Here is an 18,683-nt window from a genome sequence, read left to right as displayed (position 1 = left end):
ATGGGACAGGCGTCCGGATCATGAGATCCGGATTTGTGGGCGAGCCGTCCGAAGGATGAGACTCATTGACATGGTCACTGCTGCCACTCACGCGCACCTCGTGGTTCGACGCCACGTGGACTTCGGGCGCACGCGCAGCATGATGTGTTGGCCCCGCTGATCACGCCGACCGCCATCCCCGAGCCGCGCGCCTGATTCCGCACCCGGCGCGCCCATCAGCGAAGGACCTCCTCCCCGCATGCCCGACCTGCGCTTCAAGCCCGAACCGGCCAAGTACACCGAGATCCCGCGGCCCCGCCGTGCGGAGGGCCAGTGGGCCCTCGGCTACACCGAGCCGCTGAACAAGAACGAGCAGTCCAAGAAGGACGACGACCCGCTCAACGTGCGGGACCGGATCCTCTACATCTACTCCAAGCGCGGCTTCGACTCCATCGACCCCGCCGACCTGCGCGGCCGCTTCCGCTGGATGGGCCTCTACACGCAGCGGCGGCCCGGCATCGACGGCGGCCGGACCGGGTCGATGGAGGAGGAGGAGCTCGACGACCGCTACTTCATGATGCGGGTCCGCTCCGACGGCAAGCTGCTCTCCCCCGCCGCCGTGCGCACCCTCGGCCGGATCGGCGTCGACTTCGCCCGCGACACCGCGGACGTCACCGACCGGCAGAACATCCAGTACCACTGGATCGACATCGAGAGCGTCCCGGAGATCTGGGAGCGGCTCGAGGCGGTCGGCCTGCACTCCACCGAGGCCTGCGGCGACTCGCCCCGGCCCTTCCTCGGCTCACCGGTCGCCGGCGTCGCCAAGGACGAGATCATCGACGGCACCCCCGCGCTGGAGGAGATCGAGCGGCGCTTCATCGGCAACAAGGACTTCTCGAACTTCCCCCGCAAGTTCAAGACCGCCGTCACCGGCCACCCGAGCCAGGACGTCTCCCCGGAGACCAACGACGTCTCGTTCGTCGGCACCGTGCACCCCGAGCACGGCCCCGGCTTCGACGTGTGGGTCGGCGGCGGACTGTCGACCAACCCGATGCTGGCCCAGAAGCTCGGCGTCTGGATCCCGCTCGAGCAGGTCCCCGACGTGTGGTCGGGTGTCGCCGGCATCTTCCGCGACTACGGCTACCGCCGGCTCCGGTCGCGGGCGCGGCTGAAGTTCCTGGTCGCCGACTGGGGCGTGGAGAAGTTCCGCGAGGTGCTGGAGAACGAGTACCTCGGCGAGAAGCTGGTCACCCTCGCCTCGCCCGCGTCGCCCGTCGGCCACCGCGACCACGTCGGCGTCCACGAGCAGAAGGACGGCAGGTTCTACGTCGGCGTCGCCCCGACCGCCGGCCGGGTGTCCGGCACGCTGCTGGTGCAGCTGGCCGAGCTGATGGACGAGTACGGCGTGACCGGCGCCCGCCTCACGCCGTACCAGAAGATCGTGCTGATCGGCGTCGACGGCGCGGTCCTCGACCCGCTGCTCGACCGGCTGGACGCCATCGGCCTCTCGGGGCGGCCGTCGAACTGGCGGCGCAACACGATGGCCTGCACCGGCATCGAGTTCTGCAAGCTGGCGATCGTCGACACCAAGAACCGCGCCAGCGCGCTGGTCGACGAGCTGGAGCGCCGGTTCCCGGACCTCGACACGCCGATCACCGTCAACGTCAACGGCTGCCCCAACGCCTGCGCCCGGACCCAGGTCGCCGACTTCGGCCTCAAGGGCCAGCTCGTCGTCGACGAGAACGGCGAGCAGGTGGAGGGCTTCCAGGTGCACCTCGGCGGCGCGATCGGGCTGCGTGCCAACTTCGGCCGCAAGCTGCGCGCCCACAAGGTCACCAGCAAGGGCCTCGACGACTACGTCACGACGGTGGTGGCCAACTACCTCGCCGACCGCGCCGACGGCGAGGCGTTCGACGCCTGGGTGCACCGCGCCGACGAGGAGCTGTTGCGGGGCGAGAAGGCCCTGGAGTCCGTCTGATGTCCGAGGAGTCGGCGTCGTCGCGGGCGGTGCCGTACCACTGCCCCTACTGCGGCGAGACCGACCTGTGGCCGCACGAGCCGACCGGGTGGGAGTGCCGCGGCTGTCGCCGCGCCTTCAAGGTCGAGCTGCTCGGCCTCACCCCCGACACCCGTACCCATCACGAAGTCCGTCCAGAAGGAGGTGCCTCATGACCACCGCCACCACGCGCGCCGCCCGCGAGTTCCGCGGCTCCCACGCCGTCGGCCGGTCCCCCGAGGAGCTCCGGGAGCTGGTGTCCCACTGGGGCGCCGAGCTCGAGCTGGCCCCCGCCGAGGTCATCATCGAGTGGGCCGCCGCCACCTTCGGCGAGCGGTTCTGCATCACCTCGTCGATGGGCGACGCCGTCCTGGCGCATCTGGCCCAGAAGGTGGTGCCCGGCGTCGACGTCGTCTTCCTCGACACCGGCTACCACTTCGTCGAGACCATCGGCACCCGCGACGCCGTCGCCGCCACGATGGACGTCAACCTGATCTCGATCACCCCGGTGCAGACCGTGGCGGAGCAGGACGCCGAGTACGGCCACGAGCTCTACAAGCGCGACCCGGACCTGTGCTGCGCGCTGCGCAAGGTACGTCCGCTCGCGGACTCCCTGGCGGGATACGACGCCTGGGCGACCGGCCTGCGCCGTGCCGAGACCCACAACCGGGTGATCGCGCCCGTCATCGGCTGGGACGCCAAGAAGCAGAAGGTCAAGGTGTCCCCTATCGCCCGGTGGAGCGACGAGCAGGTCGAGCGCTACATCGCCGAGAACGGCGTGCTCGTCAACCCGCTCGTCTACGACGGCTATCCGTCCATCGGCTGCGCGCCGTGCACTCGCCGGGTCGCCCCCGGCGAGGACCCGCGCAGCGGCCGCTGGGCAGGCACCAACAAGACCGAATGCGGGATCCACTCATGAGCTCTCCCGACGCCCGCATCCCGGAGGACCGCACCCTGGAGGAAGGGGGGAACCGACGATGACCGCTCCGGCTCTCATCGCCCTGGCCCACGGCAGCCGCGACCCGCGCTCGGCCGCCACCGTTTCCGCGCTCGTCGACGCGACGAAGGCGTTGCGTCCCGACCTGCGCATCGAGAAGGCGTTCCTCGACCTCGCCAAGCCCGGCTTCCACACGGTCGTGGACCGGCTGGTGAAGGCCGGGTACGACGAGATCGTCGTCGTGCCGCTGCTGCTGGTCGAGGCCTTCCACGCGCGGGTCGACGTACCCGAGGTGATCGCCGAGGCCACGACCCGGCACCCCGGGCTGCAGATCCGCGCCACCGACGTGCTCGGCCTCGAGCCGCGCTTCCTGGAGGTGCTCGACGAGCGGCTCCGTGAGGCGCTGCGGGCCGCCCGGGTGCGCGAGCTCGACGCGCTCGTGCTCGCCGCCGCCGGCACGTCCGACCCGCTGGCCAACCAGGCGGTCGCCCGGCTCGCCCGGCTGTGGGGGCGCACCACAAGCTGCCCGTCACCGCGGCGTACGCCACCAGCGCTCCCCGGCCACCGGCGAGGCCGTGCGCGCCTTCCGCGCCGAGGGTCGCCGCCACATCGCGGTCGCCTCGCTGTTCCTCGCTCCCGGCAACCTGGTCGACCGGGCCGCCGAGCTCGCCCTCGAGGCCGGTGCGGTCGCCGTCTCCGAGCCGCTCGGCGCGCACCCGGAGATCGCTCGCACGATCCTCGCCCGGTACGCCGTCGGCGCGGTCGAGCTGGTCCCCGTCTGACCCGGCGCAAACTGACCCGTAGAGGTCGCCGACCCGGCGCATCCTTACCTCGCGCGAGGTAAGGATGCGCCGGGTCGATGCATTTGCCAGGTCAGGACGGGCCGGGTCGCGCTAGAGGACCAGCGTCTCGAGGAGGTGCTCGAGGGTGCGGGCCGGGTCCGCGGTGACGCCGCCGTGGACCGGACCGGGCTGGAGGACCGTGCTCCGCGGGGCCTTGAGGAGGCCGAAGCGGGTGCCGGCGTCGTCCTTCTGGGCGCGTGAGCCGTAGGCCGTCGCACGCACGCCCACGCCGAAGTCGGTATGGGCCTCGCCGCGGCACACCCGCTCGACCGCGTCGAGCGCCGCCTCGACGGCGGCGACGTCGATCTCGGCGTCGAGCGCCCGGATCCGGGCCGGGTCGACGGCGGAGCGGACGCCGAGGAAGTCCTCGGCCGGGCAGTGGAGCACGACACCGACGTTGACGAACTCCTCGCGCTCGACGCGCGGGACGCAGCGCAGGGTGACGTACTGGTAGGGCTTCACGACGCCATCACCGGCTCCGGCAGCCATGCGCGGCCGTCGTCGCGGCGGGCGGCGAGGAAGGCGACGTACCGCTCCCGGAGGGCGTCGGGCGTGTCGGCGCCGGGGACGGGGTCCAGCCAGTCGTCGCACACGTCGGCGAGCACCCGGGTCAGCGCGTCGTCCGTCAGCCGCGCGGCGAGGTCGGCGTCCTGGGCGCGGGCCCGGTCGGCGTACCCGCGCAGGATGTGCTCGGAGGCGTCGTACGGCTGGGCGGCGAAGCGGGCCGGGTCGCCGGGACCGCCGGACCAGGAGTGGTGGAAGTACAGCGACGCCCCGTGGTCGATCGCCTGGAGGGTGCCGCGCCAGACCAGCAGGTTGGGGTTGCGCCAGCTGCGGTCGACGTTGGCGGTGAACGCGTCGAGCCAGAGCACCCGGCCGGCCAGGTCGGCGTCCGGGCCGGTCGTCGGGCTGCTGGTCGGGTCGTAGCCGAAGGACCCGGGCAGGAAGTCGATGCCGAGGTTGAGGCCGGCGCTGGCGTTGATCAGGTCCTGCACCTCCTCGTCGGCCTCGTAGCGGGCGATCTCGGGGTCGAGGTCGAGCACCACCTGGTCCGGGGTGGGTACGTCGAGCAGGCGGGCGAGTCCCGCGACCACGACCTCGGCGACGAGGACGCGGGTGCCCTGGCCGGCCCCGCGGAACTTGCAGACGTAGGTGCCGAGGTCGTCGGCCTCGACGATCCCGGGCAGGCTGCCGCCCTCGCGCAGCGGCGTGACGTAGCGGGTGACCCTGACCTGCTCCATGCCCACGCTCAGCCCAGCGGCTTCTCGTCGGTCAGCCGCTGCCGCTCGTGGGCGACGTCGAAGTCGGCCTTCGGCCAGCCCAGGTCGAAGGCCGACAGGGCGTCGTGGAGCAGGGTCCCGATCGCGAGGTTGCGGTACCACTTCTTGTCGGCCGGGATGACGTGCCACGGCGCGACGTCGGTGTTGGTGCGCTCGATGGCGATCTCGTACGCCTCCTGGTACGCGGGCCACAGCTCGCGCTCGTCGACGTCGCCAGGGTTGTACTTCCAGTGCTTGGTGTCGTCGTCCAGGCGGGCGAGCAGGCGCTCCTTCTGCTCCGCGGCCGAGATGTGCAGCATGCACTTGATCACGGTGGTGCCCTCGGCCGCCAGCTCGGCCTCCCAGGCGTTGATGGCGCCGTACCGGCGCTCGATCTCCTTCGGCGGGGCGAGCTCGCGGACCCGCGCGATGAGGACGTCCTCGTAGTGGGACCGGTCGAACACGCCGATCAGGCCGACCGGCGGCAGCGCCTTGGTGATCCGCCACAGGAAGTCGTGGGCGCGCTCCTCGGGCGTCGGCGCCTTGAAGGAGGTGATCCGCACGCCCTGCGGGTCGACCAGGCCCACCGTCGAGCGCAGGGTGCCGCCCTTGCCGGAGGTGTCCATGCCCTGCAGGACCAGCAGGATGGTGCGCCGGCCGCCGGCCTTGCCGTCGGCGAAGAGCCGCTCCTGCAGGTCGGCCAGGTCGGGGCCGAGGTCGAGCAGCGCGGCCTCGCCGTCCTTCTTGTCGCCGTCGAAGCCGGGCGCGGCGTTGGTGTCGATCGCGCTCAGGTCGATCGGTCCGGCAGGGACGCGGAGCTCGGACGTCAGGTCCGAGAGAGGGAAGGCGCTCATGGATCGGAACCCTAGATGACCACTAGTGAGCGAGGCCGCCGCGGCGGTCGACCAGCGGCGGCGTCGAGGACCACGGGAAGTCGATCCAGCCCTCGGTGCGCCGCCAGACGTACTCGGCGTGGATCACCGTCCACGGCTTCTCGTAGATGACCGCTGTGCGCGCCTCCGCGACGTGGTCGGCGAAGAAGTCCCGGACCACCTCGAGGGTCTTGCCGGTGTCGGCGACGTCGTCGGCGATGAGCACCTTCATGCCGGTCAGGTCGATCGCCGCCGGGGTCGGCGGCAGCATCATCGGGACGTCGAGGCGCTCGTTGACGCCGGTGTAGAACTCGACGTTGACCGCGGACAGGTTCTTGACGTCGAGGGCGTAGCCCAGCCCCATCGCCAGCCCCAGGCCGCCGCGGGCGATCGCGAGCACGATGTCGGGCTCGAAGCCGTCGTCGACGACCTGCTGGGCGAGATCGCGGACGGCGGTGCCGAACAGCTCGTAGGTCAGGGTCTCGCGCTCGGGTGCCGGCGCCGGGTCAGTCGTCACTCGCCCATTGTGCCCTGCTCCAGCTCGCCGACCTCCGCCCGCACGACGGCGTAGGCCACGCCCGGCGAGTAGCCCTTCCGGGCCAGCATCCCGACCAGTCGCCGGGCGGCGACCTGCTCGTCGAGGCCCCGCATCGAGCGCAGTCTCTTGCGCACCAGGAGCCGCGCCGCCTCCTGCTCGTCACCCGGGTCGACCTCGGCCAGCACCGTCTTCGCCGTCTCGTCGGGCACGCCCTTGCGACGCAGCTCGACCGCCAGGGCGGTCCGGGCCAGGCCGCGGCTGCGCTGGCGTCCCTCCACCCAGGCGCGGGCGAACGCCTCGTCGTCGACCAGGCCGACCTCCTCGAACCGGTCCAGCAGCCTGGTCGCCACGTCCTCGGGGACGTTGCGCCGGGCCAGCCGGTCCTCGAGCTCGTGGCGGCTGCGGGCCTTGACGCTCAGCTGGTCGAGAAGGATCTGGCGGGCGACCGACTCGGGGTCGGCGTCCTCGGTCCAGCCGTCGTCGTCGGGTGGCTCTGCGCTGCGCGCCATGAGGTCCTCCTGGGGCTGATGGTTCGTGGATGTGCTGGTCGCTCTCGGTGGGGCACTCGGGGTGGGGTCGTCCGGCCGAGCGCCTCCGGCGCCTCCCGGGCCTCTCCGTCGCGGCTCGGAGCGGGGACCCCGCCGTCGGCGCCTCTCACGCGCGAACCCGGATCTGGCGCACGGCCGACGGCACCCCGACATCGCCGCGACGGAGCGGTCCGTCCGGCGCCTGCGGCGCTCGACCGGACGACACGGGTCCGCGGCCAACCCCGGCCCTGCCGACCCGCCCCGGCCCCGGCCGGTCGACCGGGAGGATCAGGCACAGCTCCGCCGATCACCGCCGCCTGGCTGCGAGCCAGCCCGCGCTCAGGTGACCTCGACCGCGCGGCCGGCAGCGTGGCGGAGCGAAGCGACGACACGCTCGGCCCATCAGAAGCTGTCGACGCCGATCGGCTCGTCGGAGAGGTCGGCGAAGTCGCCGTCGACGGTGGGGGTGACGCCGAGCTTCTCGAGGATCTTCTTCTCCAGCTCGTTGGCCAGGTCGGGGTTGTCCTTGAGGAAGCCGCGGGCGTTCTCCTTGCCCTGGCCGAGCTGGTCGCCCTCGTAGGTGTACCAGGCGCCGGCCTTGCGGATCAGGCCCGCCTCGACGCCGACGTCGATGAGGCCGCCCTCGCGGGAGATGCCCTTGCCGTACATGATGTCGAACTCGGCCTGCTTGAACGGCGGGGCGACCTTGTTCTTGACGACCTTGACCCGGGTCCGGTTGCCGACCATGTCGGTGCCGTCCTTGAGGGTCTCGATCCGGCGGACGTCGAGGCGCACGGAGGAGTAGAACTTCAGCGCGCGGCCACCGGTGGTGGTCTCGGGCGAGCCGAACATGACCCCGATCTTCTCGCGCAGCTGGTTGATGAAGATGGCGGTGGTCTTGGACTGGTTGAGCGCACCGGTCATCTTGCGCAGCGCCTGGCTCATCAGCCGGGCCTGGAGGCCGACGTGGCTGTCGCCCATCTCGCCCTCGATCTCGGCGCGGGGCACGAGCGCGGCGACCGAGTCGATGACGATCAGGTCGAGCGCGCCGGAGCGGATCAGCATGTCGGCGATCTCCAGCGCCTGCTCGCCGGAGTCGGGCTGGGAGACCAGGAGGGCGTCGGTGTCGACGCCGAGGGCCTTGGCGTACTCCGGGTCGAGCGCGTGCTCGGCGTCGATGAAGGCCACGATGCCGCCCGCGGCCTGGGCGCTGGCCACGGAGTGGAGCGCGACGGTGGTCTTACCGCTGGACTCCGGGCCGTAGATCTCCACCACGCGGCCACGCGGGAGGCCACCGATGCCGAGCGCCACGTCGAGCGCGATCGACCCGGTCGGGATCACGTCCAGGGGGGCGCGGGAGTCGTCGCCGAGACGCATCACCGACCCCTTGCCGTACTGCTTCTCGATGGTGAGCAGGGCGGTCTCGAGCGCCTTCTGCCGGTCGTCTCCAGCCATGGTCCTCAGTCCTTCGTGTCGTGGTGGGCCAGGTACGTCGGCGACGCTACGGCGGGGTCCCGACACAACCTGATCAGTCGTGTCGTGGTTGTGGACAACCCGCTCTCACGTCGTACCTGTGGACAGCCGAGGGACCCTGGGGCCCGGCCTGCTGCCGTGCGACCCAACCTAGCCGAACAGGTGTTCGAAGTCGTGTCACGCGGTACGGCGTGTCGGCTCCCCGTCGCCTCGCGACCCGCCTCGCGACCCGGCTTGCGACGCGAGCACCGCGCGGGCCGCGCAGCCGAGCACGCCCGCGACGAGCAGCAGGCTCGCGAGGGCCAGCACGGGGTAGCCCGCCGCGCCGACCACGACGCCCGCGAGCGCGCCGGCGGCCGCAGCGGTCAGACCCATCACCAGGTCGGAGACGCCCTGCACGTCGGTGCGCACGTCCAGCGGCGCGTGCTCGGCGACCAGTGTGGAGGCGGACACCATCGCCAGCGACCAGCCCAGGCCCAGCAGGAACAGCCCGGCGGTGACCTGCCACGACATCCCGCTCGGCGCGGAGCCGCAGAGCAGCAGCGCCGCGAGCAGCACGACTCCCCCGGCCGCGAGGACGGGCGGGCGGCCGAGCCGGTCGGCGAGCATCCCGACGAGCGGCGAGAACGCGAACATGCCGAGGACGTGCACGCTGATGACGATGCCGATCAGCTCGAGGCCGGAGCCGCCGTGCTCCATGTGCAGCGGCGTCATCGTCATCACGCCGATCATGGTCGCGTGGCTGAGCGCCAGGCCGGCGATGGCGTAGCCGAGCACCGGACGGGCCCGCACCGCGCCGGTCGCACGGCTCCAGGAGGACCCGGTCCGCACGGCCCCCGCTGCCGTACCGCCCGAGGCGACGCGCTGCGCGACCGCGAGCGGGTCGGGACGCAGCAGCAGGCCGACGACCACCGCCGCGACGAGCATGCCGATCGCGCCGATGGCGAACGGCCCGGTCAGCTCGGGGATGCCGACCGCGTCGGCGAGCGAGCCGGCGGGGCCCGTGAGGTTCGGTCCAGCGACGGCGCCGATCGTGGTCGCCCAGACCACGAGGGACAGCGAGCGCGCCCGGTTCTCGTCGGTGGCGAGGTCGGTGGCGGCGTACCGCGCGGCGTTGTTGGCCGAGGTGGCCGCGCCGAGCATCATCGCGCCGACGAGCAGGAGGGTCATCGAGCCGGCCACGCCCGCCAGGACCGCGGTCAGGCCGCCGACGGCGCCGACGACGTACCCCGTCATGAGTCCGGTACGACGCCCGCGCCGCGCCATGAGCGGCGCGAGCAGGAACGAGATCACCGCGGCGCCGAGCACCTGCGCGGTCTGCGCGAGCCCCGACATCGCCTCCGAGCCGGACAGGTCGCGGGCGAGCAGGGAGGCGGTGGCGATGCCGATGGTGATGCCGACGGCGCCGACGGCCTGGGTGAGGACGAGGACGCGGACGGTACGACGCTGCACCGACCCGACCAGGAGGTCGGGCTCGACCAGGCCGCTCACCGGCTCACCGCTCGCTCGCGGGGAGCTCGAGGACCTCCCACACCGCGCGCCAGACCTCCTTGGGCGACAAGCCGGCGTCCAGCGCCTCGACGGCCGTGCGGTGGTCGAGCGCGCCGATCACGAAGGTGTCGGCCCACACCCGCGCGTAGGACTCGCCGAGGTGGCGGTCCATGCGTGCCCAGAACTCGGTGTGCCTCACCCGATCACCGTCATGGGGCCATGATCCACCGGACGTCCCAGCGGTGGTGCACCAGGTCGTGCAGGTGGTACTGCCCCAGCGTCTCGACGGTGAACACGCTGCCGTTGCTGCGCCGCCCGGGGCGCTCCCACGCGTCGTCGGGCACCCCGTCGTAGACGGTCGCGACGGCCTCGGCCGCCCCGGCCAGATCGGGTACGACGTCCGCGGCCCGCTGCTCGTCGTACCGCTGCGCCACGGCGGCCTCGTCCTGGTCCCAGTTCGCGAACCGCGGGTCGTCCTCGGTGAGCATCTGCTGCACGCGGCCCGCGAAGACGCGGTGGACGTCGCGCACGTGGCAGGCGTACTCGGTGGGCGACCACACGTCCGGCGCCGGTCGCCGGCCGGCCAGCGGGTCGGCCAGCGCGGTGGCCCAGAAGCCGGCGTTGTCGCGGATGACCGCACCGAACGAGCCGCGATCGACGGCGGCCGCGTCGAACCCACAGTCCGGGCACGGACGGTCGAGCACCCAGGTCCAGTCCTTGGTGTCGGGGGCGATGGCGGCGGTCTCGTTCGTCACGGGCCCATCCTCGGGGCCGGATCGCCGGAGACGAGCGGGGATCCGGTCATTCGCCGTCGAGGACCTGCCAGCGTCGCGCCGTGGCCGGGCGGGTGAGGGCGAGCAGGTTGAACCGGGCGAGCGCGGCCAGCACCCGGGCCGGGTCGGCGCCGAGCAGCGCGGCGACGGCGTCGACCGCCTCATCGGTGCTCTCCGCGTCCTGGATCAGCGCGACGACCTCGTCGGCGTGCTCGGCGACCGACGCGACCAGCCGCAGCCGCTCGAGCGCGGCGGCACGCTCGACCCCGGGGTCCTGGGGGTCAGGCGAGCGGCGGACGACCTCGTCGGCGTATCGCTCGCCGTCGCGCTCCCACTGCTCCTCGACCCGCGCGGCGACGGACCGGAGCAGCGAGCAGAGCTCGGGCACCTGATCGGTGCGGATCACGAGCTCCTCGAAGTCGGAGGCCCGCAGCCGCAGGTGCGGTCCGGGCGTGCCGCTGTCGGCATGGCTGGCGAACCAGCCGTCGACCACCACGCCCCGCCGCGGCGGGCGCTCGGCATGCTCCCCTGGGCGTCGTCGGCGTCGGGAGACACGGCTCAGCCGATCGCCGCGGTGCCGAAGGCGACGTTGAAGCGGTCGCACCAGATCACGACGGACCGCATCGGCGCGAGGTCGGCGTCGTCGGGGATCTCGTAGTTCTGGCTGCCCTGGTTGCCCTTGAGCGCGCCGAGCTCGACATATGCGCCGTCGTCGTAGATGCCCCACGAGCCGCGGCAGCCGTCGCAGTCGCCGCCGCTGGGCCGGTCGGTGAGCCAGACGTGCAGGTCGGGGCCGTTGGAGGTGTCGAGGTCCTCGATCCGCAGGGACCTGCTGCCGTCGCTGCGCCGGTAGATCACCGCTGTACCGGTCGTGCCGTGCTCGGCGTCGATGAACTCCGCCGACGCGAGCACGACCCGGGTCTCCCCCGCTCCGTCCGCGGACGGGACCGCCGTGTCGGTCAGGCCGCCGGACGCCGTGCCGACGACCGCGCCGGCGTCGTCGCCCTCGTCGACCTCCTTGTCGACGAACAGCAGCCAGGGCTGGAAGATCGCCAGCCCTGCCATGAGTACGACGACCAGGACGCCACCGATGGTCAGCCAGATCGCGCGCTTGCGACTCATGACAGCCACCCTAGGTGCTCATGCGCTCCAGGTGCGGGCGACGAGCGGCACGCCGGGGCGGTAGGCGAGGTGCACGTGGGTGGGCGCATCCAGCAGCAGGAGGTCGGCGCATTTGCCGGGTGCGACGACGCCGACGTCGGTGCGGCCCAGCGCCGCGGCTCCACCGGCGGTGGCAGCCCACACGGCCTCGCCGGGGGTCATCCCCATCTCCCGCACGGCCAGCGCGATGCAGAACGGCAGCGAGCTGGTGTAGCAGGAGCCGGGGTTGCAGTCGCTGGCGAGCGCGACGGTGACGCCGGCGTCGAGCAGCCGGCGGGCGTCCGGATAGGGGTGCCGGGTGCTGAACTCCACGCCGGGCAGCAGGGTGGCGACGGTGCCGGCGTCGCGGAGCGCGTGCACGTCGTCGTCGGTGAGGTAGGTGCAGTGGTCGACGGCGGTCAGGCCGAGCTCGGCGGCGAGCTGCACGCCCGGGCCCTCGCCGAGCTGGTTGGCGTGCAGACGTCCCTTCAGCCCGGCCGCCTCTCCCGTCCGCAGGATGGTGCGGGCCTGGTCCTCGTCGAACGCGCCCGTCTCGCAGAAGACGTCGATCCAGCGAGCGTATGGCGCGGCGGCCTCCAGCATCGGGCCGGTGACGAGGGCGACGTACGCCGCCGGGTCGTCGGCATACTCCGGCGGCACGACGTGCGCACCGAGGAAGGTGGTCTCGTCGGTGAACTCGCGCGCGATCCGCAGCGAGCGGGCCTCGTCGTCGACGGTGAGGCCGTAGCCGGACTTGATCTCGACGGTGGTGGTGCCCTGGCGGTGCATCTCGGCGACGTGGCGGGCGACGCCGGCGGCGAGCCGGTCGTCGGTGGCGGCGCGGGTGGCGGCGACGGTGGTGCGGATCCCGCCGGCGGCGTACGACTCCCCCGCCATCCGGGCCTGGAACTCCAGCGCCCGGTCCCCGGCGAACACCAGGTGGCTGTGGCTGTCGACGAAGCCCGGCAGCACCGCCCGGCCCTGCGCGTCGAACGCCTCGTCGGCGGCGGGCGCGGCGGCCGCGTCGCCGACCCAGGCGATGACTCCGTCGTCGATCACCACGGCGGCGTCGGTGCGGGTGCCGAGGTCGGGGTCGTTGGTGACCAGCTCGCCGATGCCGGTGATGAGGGTGCTCACGCCCATAGCCTCTCGATCGCGGCGGCCAGATCGCGGCCGACGCGCCCGTGGTCGCCGTCGAAGACGACCCGGCCGCCGGCGACCACGTGGGTCACGTCGGCTGCGGTCGCGGCGAAGACGGCGGTGTGCTCGTCCGCTCCGGTGCCGGCGGTCCTCGGCGAGGCGAGGTCGAGGGTGACCAGGTCGGCGGGCTCGCCGACCGCGATCCGGCCGGCGGTGCGGGTGAGCAGGTCGGCGGCGGCGTACCTGCCTCGGCTCAGGGAGGCGAGGCGCTCGTCCATCTCGACCGCCCGGATCTCCTCGAACGGGTCCACGACGGCCTGGCTGTCGCTGCCGACGCCGATCCGCACGCCCGCGTCGGTGAGGGCGCGGGCCGGGCCGATGCCGTCGCCGAGGTCGCGCTCGGTGGTCGGGCAGAGGCTGACCTCGGTGTCGCTGTCGGCGAGCAGCCGGATGTCGGCGTCGGTGAGGTGGGTGGCGTGCACGGCGGTGGTGTCCGGGCCGAGCGCGCCCTCCTCGGCCAGGAGTGCGGTGGGGGTGAGGCCGTACGCCGCGAGGCAGGCCTCGTTCTCCGCGGGCTGCTCGGAGACATGGGCGTGCAGGGGCTTGTTCCGTGTGGCGGCCACGACCGTGCGCATCTGGTCGCGCGGAACAGCACGCACCGAGTGGATCGCGCCGCCGACGTCGTGGTGCTCGATCGCCGCGACCCGCTCGGCCCAGCGGTCGGCGTCGCCGTCGCCGAACCTGCGCTGGGCGTCGCCGAGGGGGACGCCGATGCCGCCGGCCAGGTAGCAGGTGTCGAGCAGGGTGAGCCGGATCCCTGTGGTCTCGGCGGCGGCCACGAGGGCGTGGCCGAGCGCGTTCGGGTCGTCGTACGGCGTGCCGTCGGGCTGGTGGTGGACGTAGTGGAACTCGCTGACCGAGGTGTAGCCCGCCGCGAGCATCTCGGCGTAGGTGGCGCGGGCGAGGTCGAAGTAGAGGTCCGGGTCCAGCCGGGCCGCCACGGCGTACATCTGCTCGCGCCAGGTCCAGAACGTCCCGCTCCCCCGCTGCGTGCGGCCGCGCAGGGCGCGGTGGAAGGCGTGGCTGTGGGTGTTGGCGAAGCCGGGGAGGGTGAGGCCGGGGAGGCGGGTGCATGGATCCCCGGATGTCCGGGGATCCATGCGCTTGTCAGGTGTTGCAACGCCTGACAAGCGCATGAACTGCCCACTCGGTGTGACGGATGTGATGCGTGAGTCCTCGATCTCCACGAGCACGTCGTCACGCACCTGGCCGTCGACCCACGCCCTCTCCAGCAGGTACGCCGTCACGGGGCGACCAGTCCAGCGAGGGCGTCGGCGAGCGCAGCGACGCCGGCCAGGCAGTCGGCCGTCTCCGCGCTCTCGTACGGCGAGTGCGAGACGCCGCTCGGGTTGCGGACGAACAGCATCGCGCTGGCGATGCCGGCGTCCTGCAGGATGCCGGCGTCGTGGCCGGCCTGGGTGGGCAGCACCGGTACGTCGCCGAGCCGGGCGGCCAGTCCGTCCCGCAACGCGGCGTCGAAGGAGACCTCGCCGCTGACCGACTCGCGGGTGACCTCGACAGAGGTGCCGTCGCGGTCGGCGCGCTCGCGGGCCTGGCGTTCGATCGCGCCGGTGAGCCGGGCCAGCGCCTCGCTCGACTCGGCCCGCGCGTCCAGCCAGGCGGTGATGTGGGAGGGCACGGCGTTGGTGCCGTTGGGGCGGACGTCGATCCGGCCGAAGGTGGCCCGCTGGCCGGAGAGCCGGGCCTGCTTGTTGGCGGCGAGCGCGGTCATCGCGTAGGTGAGCATCGGGTCGGCGCGGTCCTCCATCCGGGTGGTGCCGGCGTGGTCGGCGCGGCCCGCGACGTCGTAGCGCCAGCGGCCGTGCGGCCAGATCGCGCTGCCGACCCGACCGCTGCGTCGAGGTCCACGAGCGCGCGACCCTGCTCGACGTGCAGCTCGACGTAGGTGGACAGCCCGTCGAGCAGCGTGGAGGTACCGCCCTCGACGACGTCGCCCAGCCGTACGCCGTCGCGGTCGGTCAGCTCGCGCGCCTCCTCCCAGGAGAGCGCGCCCACGGCGAGCCGCGAGCCCAGGCAGGCCCGGCCGAAGCGGGAGCCCTCCTCCTCGACGAAGGCGGCGATGCCGAGCCGCCGCGACGGCGAGACGCCGCGCGAGCGCAGCACGTCGAGCGCGGCGAACGAGGACACGACGCCGAGCGGGCCGTCGTACGCGCCGCCGTCGAGGACGGAGTCGAGGTGCGACCCGGTCAGCACCGCGCCGTCGCCGGCGACAGGTCCCCACCAGGCGACCAGGTTGCCGAACGGGTCCTCCTCGACCTCCAGTCCTCGATCGGCCGCGGCCGAGCGGAACCACGCGCGCAGCTCGAGCTCGGCGGACAGCCAGGGCTGGCGGAAGTAGCCGCCGGACGAGGCCGAGCGGCCGACGGGCGTGAGGTCGCGCCACATCTCCTCGAAGTCAGCCATGCATCGGCACCCTGACCCCGCGCTCGGCGGCGACCTCGACAGCGCGGTCGTAGCCGGCGTCGACGTGGCGGATGACGCCCATGCCCGGATCGTTGGTCAGCACGCGCTCGATCTTCGCAGCCGCCAGCTCGGTGCCGTCGGCGACGCACACCTGTCCGGCGTGGATGGAGCGGCCCATGCCGACGCCGCCGCCGTGGTGGATCGAGACCCAGGTGGCGCCGGAGGCGGTGTTGACCAGCGCGTTGAGCAGCGCCCAGTCGGCGATCGCGTCGGAGCCGTCGAGCATCGCCTCCGTCTCGCGGTACGGCGACGCGACCGAGCCGCAGTCGAGATGGTCGCGCCCGATCACGATCGGCGCCTTGAGCTCACCGGTGCGCACCATCTCGTTGAACTTGAGGCCCGCGAGGTGGCGCTCGCCGTACCCGAGCCAGCAGATCCGGGCCGGCAGGCCCTGGTAGTGCACCCGCTCCTGAGCCATGGTGATCCACTTGCGGAGCCGCTCGTTCTCGGGGAACAGCTCGAGGATCGCCTTGTCGGTGGCGGCGATGTCGGCCGGGTCGCCGCTCAGCGCCGCCCACCGGAACGGCCCGCGACCCTCGCAGAACAGCGGCCGGATGTACGCGGGCACGAAGCCCGGGAACGCGAACGCCCGGTCGTAGCCGCCCTTGCGGGCCTCGTCGCGGATCGAGTTGCCGTAGTCGAACACCTCGGCGCCGCCGTCCTGGAACTCCACCATCGCCCGCACGTGTGCCGCCATCGAGGCCTGCGCCTCCTTGGTGAACGCCTCCGGGTCGCGAGCAGCGCGGTCGTGCCACTCGGAGAAGGGGATGCCGAGCGGCAGGTACGACAGCGGGTCGTGCGCGGATGTCTGGTCGGTGACGACGTCGATCGGCGCCTTCAGCTCCAGCAGCCGCGGGAACACCTCGGCGGCGTTGCCGAGCAGGCCGATGGAGAGGGCGCGGCGCTCGTCGCGGGCGGCGACCGCCAGCTCCAGCGCGTGCTCGAGCGAGTCGGCCCGTACGTCGAGGTAGCGGTGCTCGATCCGGCGCTGGATGCGGGACTCGTCGACGTCGACGCAGATCGCGACGCCGTCGTTCATGGTGACGGCCAGCGGCTGGGCGCCGCCCATGCCGCCGAGGCCCGCGGTGAGCGTGATCGTGCCGGCCAGCGTGCCGCCGAAGCGCTTGTCGGCGACCGCGGCGAAGGTCTCGAAGGTGCCCTGGAGGATGCCCTGGGTGCCGATGTAGATCCACGACCCGGCCGTCATCTGGCCGTACATGGTCAGCCCGAGCTCCTCGAGGCGCCGGAACTCCTCCCAGTTCGCCCAGTCGCCCACGAGGTTGGAGTTGGCGATGAGCACGCGCGGCGCCCACTCGTGGGTGCGCATGACGCCGACCGGCTTGCCGCTCTGGACCAGCATGGTCTCGTCGGGCTCGAGGTCGCGCAGGGTGCGCACCAGCGCGTCGTACGCCTCCCAGCTGCGCGCGGCCCGGCCGGTGCCGCCGTACACGACGAGGTCCTCGGGGCGCTCGGCGTTCTCGGGGTCGAGGTTGTTCATCAGCATCCGCAGCGGCGCCTCGGTCTGCCAGCACTTCGCGGTCAGCTCGGTGCCGGTGGCGGCGTGGATGGGCAGGCGCGGGTTGGTGGAGTCGGTCATGCGAGTTCTCCGATCACGTTCGCGACGGCCGCGGTCACGGAGCGGTCGGCGACGAGCTGGTAGGCGATGTCGATCTCGGGGGCGAGGAAGCGGTCGGTGCCGGGTCCGCCGACACCGCTGTCGCGGAGCAGGCGGACGACGGCGCCGGTGGCGGGGCTGGGCTCCAGCGGCGCGCGCAGGTCGAGGGCGCGGGCGGCGGTCATCAGCTCGACGGCGAGCACCCGGGTGAGGCCGTCGACGGAGCGGCGCAGCTTGCGAGCGGCGGACCAGCCCATCGAGACGTGGTCCTCCTGCATCGCGCTGGAGGGGATCGAGTCGACCGACGCCGGCGCCGCGAGCCGCTTGAGCTCGGAGACGATCGCGGCCTGGGTGTACTGCGCGATCATCAGCCCCGAGTCGACGCCCGGGTCGTCGGCGAGGAAGGGCGGCAGGCCGTGGTTGCGGGCCTTGTCGAGGAAGCGGTCGGTACGGCGCTCCGCGATCGAGGCGACGTCGGCGGCGACGATCGCGAGGAAGTCGAGCACATAGGCGACCGGCGCGCCGTGGAAGTTGCCGTTGGACTCCACCCGCCCCTCATCGGCCAGGACGACCGGGTTGTCGACGGCGGCCGCCAGCTCGCGCGCGGCCACGCTCGCCGCGTGCGCGACGGTGTCGCGCGCGGCGCCGTGCACCTGCGGCGAGCAGCGCAGCGAGTAGGCGTCCTGGACCCGGTTGCAGTCGGGGCCGCGGTGGGAGGCGACGACACCGGAGTCGCGCAGCAGCGCGGTGAGGTTGGCGGCGGACGCGGCCTGGCCGGGATGCGGGCGGATCGCCTGCAGCTCGGGGGCGAACACGCGGTCGGTGCCGAGCTGGCCCTCGACCGACATCGCGGCGGAGATGTCCGCGACGCGCAGCAGGTCGGTGAGGTCGTGGATCGCCAGCACCAGCATGCCGAGCATGCCGTCGGTGCCGTTGATCAGCGCCAGGCCCTCCTTCTCCTGCAGCTCGACCGGCGTCAGTCCGGCCGCGGCGAGCGCGGTCGCGGCGTCGGTGAGCTCGCCGTCGGCGGTGCGGACCGGTCCCTCCCCCATCAGCGCCAGCGCGCAGTGTGCGAGCGGCGCGAGGTCGCCGGAGCAGCCGAGCGAGCCGTACTCGTGGACGACCGGCGTGATCTCGTGCGTGAGGAGCGCGGCGAGCAGCTCGGCCGTCTCGCGTCGTACGCCGGTGTGGCCGGTCGCGAGCGTCGAGAGCCGCAGCAGCATCAGGCCGCGGACGACCTCGCGCTCGACCTCGGGGCCGCTGCCGGCGGCGTGCGAGCGGACCAGCGATCGCTGCAGCTGGGCCCGGAGCTCGGGTGCGATATGCCGGTTGGCCAGGGCGCCGAACCCGGTCGAGACGCCGTAGTGGGGGGTCGGGGACGCGGCGAGGTCGTCGACGACCGCTCGCGCCTTGTCGATGGCTGCCAGGGCCTCGTCGCCGATCACCACTCCGGCACCGTTGCGCGCGACCGCCACCACGTCGTCGAACGAGACCGGCCCCGTTCCCACCGTCACTGTCTCCATACTCCGATTCCAGCGCCTCCGGGGTGGCGGACAC

The 18,683-nt window shown here is 72.9% G+C and carries 21 protein-coding genes and 1 pseudogene; 5 read left to right on the top strand and 17 right to left on the bottom strand.

Annotated features, from left to right (window positions below):
- Positions 1-238 precede the first annotated feature (238 nt).
- From FIV44_RS27965 to FIV44_RS32820, 5 genes and pseudogenes are all read left to right on the top strand, one after another.
- On the top strand, positions 239-1,957 hold the full coding sequence (locus FIV44_RS27965; protein WP_141007301.1) for a nitrite/sulfite reductase: 1,719 nt from the start codon (positions 239-241) through the stop codon (positions 1,955-1,957).
- Positions 1,957-2,151 (top strand): hypothetical protein, encoded by a 195-nt coding sequence (locus tag FIV44_RS27960; protein ID WP_141007300.1) that lies wholly within the window; start codon positions 1,957-1,959, stop codon positions 2,149-2,151. The genes FIV44_RS27965 and FIV44_RS27960 overlap by 1 nt, the downstream gene beginning before the upstream one ends.
- Positions 2,148-2,894 (top strand): phosphoadenylyl-sulfate reductase, encoded by a 747-nt coding sequence (locus tag FIV44_RS27955; protein ID WP_141007299.1) that lies wholly within the window; start codon positions 2,148-2,150, stop codon positions 2,892-2,894. The genes FIV44_RS27960 and FIV44_RS27955 overlap by 4 nt, the downstream gene beginning before the upstream one ends.
- A gap of 58 nt (positions 2,895-2,952) precedes the next feature.
- A pseudogene (locus FIV44_RS32825) lies at positions 2,953-3,237 on the top strand (sirohydrochlorin chelatase); the annotation flags it as partial.
- Positions 3,238-3,487: 250 nt separating this feature from the next.
- Positions 3,488-3,694 carry a CbiX/SirB N-terminal domain-containing protein gene (locus tag FIV44_RS32820; protein WP_246086663.1) on the top strand — a complete coding sequence of 69 codons (207 nt, stop codon included), beginning with the start codon at positions 3,488-3,490 and terminating at the stop codon, positions 3,692-3,694.
- A 111-nt stretch (positions 3,695-3,805) separates the two neighbouring features.
- On the opposite strand, the gene FIV44_RS27945 is transcribed toward FIV44_RS32820, so the two are convergent.
- The 17 genes from FIV44_RS27945 to hutH form a co-directional block, all read right to left on the bottom strand.
- Positions 3,806-4,216 (bottom strand): DUF3037 domain-containing protein, encoded by a 411-nt coding sequence (locus FIV44_RS27945; protein WP_219996205.1) that lies wholly within the window; start codon positions 4,214-4,216, stop codon positions 3,806-3,808.
- A complete protein-coding gene (locus FIV44_RS27940; RefSeq protein ID WP_246086662.1) occupies positions 4,213-4,995 on the bottom strand; it encodes a HipA family kinase in 783 nt (260 codons plus the stop codon). The genes FIV44_RS27945 and FIV44_RS27940 overlap by 4 nt, the downstream gene beginning before the upstream one ends.
- Before the next feature lie 8 nt (positions 4,996-5,003).
- A complete protein-coding gene (locus FIV44_RS27935) occupies positions 5,004-5,867 on the bottom strand; it encodes a PPK2 family polyphosphate kinase (protein ID WP_141007296.1) in 864 nt (287 codons plus the stop codon).
- A 22-nt stretch (positions 5,868-5,889) separates the two neighbouring features.
- The gene (locus FIV44_RS27930) at positions 5,890-6,402 is read right to left on the bottom strand and encodes a phosphoribosyltransferase (protein WP_141007295.1); all 513 of its coding nucleotides are present in this window, start codon (positions 6,400-6,402) and stop codon (positions 5,890-5,892) included.
- A complete protein-coding gene (locus FIV44_RS27925; RefSeq protein ID WP_141007294.1) occupies positions 6,399-6,932 on the bottom strand; it encodes a regulatory protein RecX in 534 nt (177 codons plus the stop codon). The genes FIV44_RS27930 and FIV44_RS27925 overlap by 4 nt, the downstream gene beginning before the upstream one ends.
- A 420-nt stretch (positions 6,933-7,352) precedes the next feature.
- Entirely contained in the window at positions 7,353-8,405 is a 1,053-nt protein-coding gene (gene recA, locus FIV44_RS27920) for a recombinase RecA (protein ID WP_141007293.1), read from the bottom strand.
- Positions 8,406-8,600: 195 nt separating this feature from the next.
- Positions 8,601-9,914 (bottom strand): MFS transporter, encoded by a 1,314-nt coding sequence (locus FIV44_RS27915; RefSeq protein WP_246086661.1) that lies wholly within the window; start codon positions 9,912-9,914, stop codon positions 8,601-8,603.
- A 4-nt stretch (positions 9,915-9,918) separates the two neighbouring features.
- The gene (locus FIV44_RS27910; protein WP_141007292.1) at positions 9,919-10,113 is read right to left on the bottom strand and encodes a DUF3046 domain-containing protein; all 195 of its coding nucleotides are present in this window, start codon (positions 10,111-10,113) and stop codon (positions 9,919-9,921) included.
- A 10-nt stretch (positions 10,114-10,123) separates the two neighbouring features.
- Positions 10,124-10,669, bottom strand: a complete 546-nt coding sequence (locus FIV44_RS27905; RefSeq protein ID WP_246086660.1) for a DinB family protein — start codon at positions 10,667-10,669, stop codon at positions 10,124-10,126.
- Between the two features lie 46 nt (positions 10,670-10,715).
- Entirely contained in the window at positions 10,716-11,183 is a 468-nt protein-coding gene (locus FIV44_RS32815; RefSeq protein WP_246086659.1) for a hypothetical protein, read from the bottom strand.
- Between the two features lie 62 nt (positions 11,184-11,245).
- Positions 11,246-11,809: a DM13 domain-containing protein gene (locus tag FIV44_RS27900; RefSeq protein ID WP_181410873.1), complete on the bottom strand. Its 564-nt coding sequence runs from the start codon at positions 11,807-11,809 to the stop codon at positions 11,246-11,248.
- Between the two features lie 18 nt (positions 11,810-11,827).
- The gene (hutI, locus tag FIV44_RS27895; RefSeq protein ID WP_219996204.1) at positions 11,828-12,964 is read right to left on the bottom strand and encodes an imidazolonepropionase; all 1,137 of its coding nucleotides are present in this window, start codon (positions 12,962-12,964) and stop codon (positions 11,828-11,830) included.
- Positions 12,961-14,274 (bottom strand): formimidoylglutamate deiminase, encoded by a 1,314-nt coding sequence (locus FIV44_RS27890; RefSeq protein WP_141007289.1) that lies wholly within the window; start codon positions 14,272-14,274, stop codon positions 12,961-12,963. The genes hutI and FIV44_RS27890 overlap by 4 nt, the downstream gene beginning before the upstream one ends.
- Positions 14,271-14,795, bottom strand: a complete 525-nt coding sequence (locus FIV44_RS33430; RefSeq protein ID WP_342778863.1) for a M20/M25/M40 family metallo-hydrolase — start codon at positions 14,793-14,795, stop codon at positions 14,271-14,273. The genes FIV44_RS27890 and FIV44_RS33430 overlap by 4 nt, the downstream gene beginning before the upstream one ends.
- Positions 14,756-15,451 (bottom strand): M28 family peptidase, encoded by a 696-nt coding sequence (locus FIV44_RS33425; RefSeq protein ID WP_281285778.1) that lies wholly within the window; start codon positions 15,449-15,451, stop codon positions 14,756-14,758. Before FIV44_RS33425 ends, FIV44_RS33430 begins: the two co-directional genes overlap by 40 nt.
- A complete protein-coding gene (gene hutU, locus FIV44_RS27880; protein ID WP_141007288.1) occupies positions 15,444-17,108 on the bottom strand; it encodes a urocanate hydratase in 1,665 nt (554 codons plus the stop codon). The genes FIV44_RS33425 and hutU overlap by 8 nt, the downstream gene beginning before the upstream one ends.
- Positions 17,105-18,649, bottom strand: coding sequence for a histidine ammonia-lyase (gene hutH, locus FIV44_RS27875; RefSeq protein ID WP_141007287.1), 1,545 nt, complete (start codon positions 18,647-18,649; stop codon positions 17,105-17,107). The genes hutU and hutH overlap by 4 nt, the downstream gene beginning before the upstream one ends.
- Between the last annotated feature and the right edge of the window lie 34 nt (positions 18,650-18,683).

The organism is Nocardioides humi (genome assembly GCF_006494775.1).
GTDB lineage: Bacteria > Actinomycetota > Actinomycetes > Propionibacteriales > Nocardioidaceae > Nocardioides > Nocardioides humi.
The sequence above is the reverse complement of the archived record's forward strand: the minus strand, read 5'-3'. Positions and strand labels throughout refer to the sequence as shown.

What these genes read in the sequence shown, in the direction of transcription:
- FIV44_RS27965 (WP_141007301.1), top strand. Translation starts at nt 239, where the DNA reads ATGCCCGACCTGCGCTTCAAGCCCGAACCGGCCAAGTACACCGAGATC.
- FIV44_RS27960 (WP_141007300.1), top strand. Translation starts at nt 1,957, where the DNA reads ATGTCCGAGGAGTCGGCGTCGTCGCGGGCGGTGCCGTACCACTGCCCC.
- FIV44_RS27955 (WP_141007299.1), top strand. Translation starts at nt 2,148, where the DNA reads ATGACCACCGCCACCACGCGCGCCGCCCGCGAGTTCCGCGGCTCCCAC.
- FIV44_RS27940 (WP_246086662.1), bottom strand. Translation starts at nt 4,995, where the DNA reads ATGGAGCAGGTCAGGGTCACCCGCTACGTCACGCCGCTGCGCGAGGGC.
- FIV44_RS27935 (WP_141007296.1), bottom strand. Translation starts at nt 5,867, where the DNA reads ATGAGCGCCTTCCCTCTCTCGGACCTGACGTCCGAGCTCCGCGTCCCT.
- FIV44_RS27925 (WP_141007294.1), bottom strand. Translation starts at nt 6,932, where the DNA reads ATGGCGCGCAGCGCAGAGCCACCCGACGACGACGGCTGGACCGAGGAC.
- recA (WP_141007293.1), bottom strand. Translation starts at nt 8,405, where the DNA reads ATGGCTGGAGACGACCGGCAGAAGGCGCTCGAGACCGCCCTGCTCACC.
- FIV44_RS27900 (WP_181410873.1), bottom strand. Translation starts at nt 11,809, where the DNA reads ATGAGTCGCAAGCGCGCGATCTGGCTGACCATCGGTGGCGTCCTGGTC.
- FIV44_RS33430 (WP_342778863.1), bottom strand. Translation starts at nt 14,795, where the DNA reads ATGGAGGACCGCGCCGACCCGATGCTCACCTACGCGATGACCGCGCTC.
- FIV44_RS33425 (WP_281285778.1), bottom strand. Translation starts at nt 15,451, where the DNA reads ATGGCTGACTTCGAGGAGATGTGGCGCGACCTCACGCCCGTCGGCCGC.
- hutU (WP_141007288.1), bottom strand. Translation starts at nt 17,108, where the DNA reads ATGACCGACTCCACCAACCCGCGCCTGCCCATCCACGCCGCCACCGGC.
- hutH (WP_141007287.1), bottom strand. Translation starts at nt 18,649, where the DNA reads ATGGAGACAGTGACGGTGGGAACGGGGCCGGTCTCGTTCGACGACGTG.